General features: G+C 68.7%; 2 protein-coding genes and 1 pseudogene. 1 reads left to right on the top strand and 2 read right to left on the bottom strand.

Annotated elements, in window-relative coordinates; genetic code table 11:
- A pseudogene (locus tag ACFWF3_RS35890) lies at positions 1-306 on the bottom strand (glycogen debranching protein); the annotation flags it as partial.
- Between the two features lie 54 nt (positions 307-360).
- Positions 361-903, bottom strand: coding sequence for a DUF6069 family protein (locus tag ACFWF3_RS35895; RefSeq protein WP_379318613.1), 543 nt, complete (start codon positions 901-903; stop codon positions 361-363).
- 85 nt (positions 904-988) lie between these two features.
- Here ACFWF3_RS35895 and ACFWF3_RS35900 point away from each other — a divergent pair.
- A partial coding sequence (locus ACFWF3_RS35900; RefSeq protein WP_379318615.1) for an SDR family NAD(P)-dependent oxidoreductase occupies positions 989-1,419 on the top strand: 431 nt, incomplete at its 3' end.

The raw sequence follows: 1,419 nt of genomic DNA on the forward strand, positions 1-1,419 counted from the left end.
GTTGCTGGCCAGCTTGCGACATTCCCACCGCGCGGGCCCGGGAAAGTATCCGTCGACACCGTTGGCGAACACGATGTGCGGGATCATCCCGTTCTTCCACTGCGCCGACAGCAGCGTGTCGAGCTCGACCACCGCCCGCTCCACGCTCAGCGGCGCCAGCCCCACCGCCACGAACGCCGCGTCCCAGCTCCACATGTGCGGGTAGAGGCGGGGCGCGGCGCTGGTCATCGTGCCCAGGTCGTTGCCCCGCAGGAGGTAGGCGGCGCGGGCCGCGAGCTGCGTCGAGGTGAAACCTGGGTCGGTCATCTATCTATTCTGCGGTGGAGCAGGCCCGGTGGCATCTCGACGGCACTGTGACGATCAGTACCCGGCTTGACGCGACCCGTTCTGCGCCGCCGACCCGACCGAGCTGAGCATGGTGGTGATGCACAGCCCGACCAGCAGGTTGATCGCCGCGGTCGCGATCTTGGCGTCCAGGTCGGCGACCAGCGTGAACGGCAGAATCACCGCGACGGCCGTCAGGAGCAGGCAGATCCAGGTGAAGAAGGTGAGCGGGCTCGGCATCGCCAGCAAGAGCACCATCAACAGTGCTGTCGCCAGCAGCGCGGCGCCCGCGGCGGCGATGGCGTAGGAGGTGGTGGAGACGGTGCCGTACGCACCCGCGCCCTCGGGCGAGAGGATCGCGATGCCGAGCACACCGCGGATCAGCATGATCGCGACGACCACCAGCAACGCGGCCACGACGGCCGTGCCGATACCGCCTGCCCACAGCTTGCCCACATTGACCTTGGGCTCCGGCTCGCCCTGCGGATACTGGGGCTGGCCCTGGCCGTATTGGGGCTGGCCCTGGTGCTGGGGGTACTGCGGGTCCGCTGGTCCGTAGTTGTACCGGGGATCGGTCATAGTCCGACGGTACTAGTCGGTGCTGTCATCCGCGCGCGGAAACGGCCAGGGTGTCGAGATCTGCGTGCCCGCTAGCGTGGGAGTTATGACGGTGACCAGTACTCCCGCCCAGACCGCTCTCATCACCGGCGCGAGCCGTGGACTCGGTGCCGCGATCGCCCGCGAACTCGCGCCCACCCACGACCTGCTGCTCGGTGCCAGATCCGCCGACGCGCTGAAGCCGATTCTCACCGAGCTGCCCGAGGCGACGGGCTGGCCGGTCGCGCTCACCGACTACGCGGCGGTCGCCGCGGCCGCCGAGCCGATCTCGCGACTCGATGTCCTCGTGCACAACGCGGGTATCGCCGACCTCGGAACGGTCGCCGAGTCCTCGGTCGAGCAATGGCGCGAAACCCTCGAGGTCAACCTGATCGCGGTTGCCGAGCTGACAAGGGTGTTGCTGCCCGCACTGCGCGCTGCGAACGGGCACGTGGTGCTCATCAATTCGGGCGCGGGATTGCGCGCGCATCCCGGCTG

This window comes from Nocardia sp. NPDC060220 (genome assembly GCF_042727815.1).
Lineage (GTDB): Bacteria > Actinomycetota > Actinomycetes > Mycobacteriales > Mycobacteriaceae > Nocardia.

Bases quoted from the DNA above. Each gene is read 5' to 3' on its own strand.
- ACFWF3_RS35895 (WP_379318613.1), bottom strand. From the start codon at position 903: ATGACCGATCCCCGGTACAACTACGGACCAGCGGACCCGCAGTACCCC.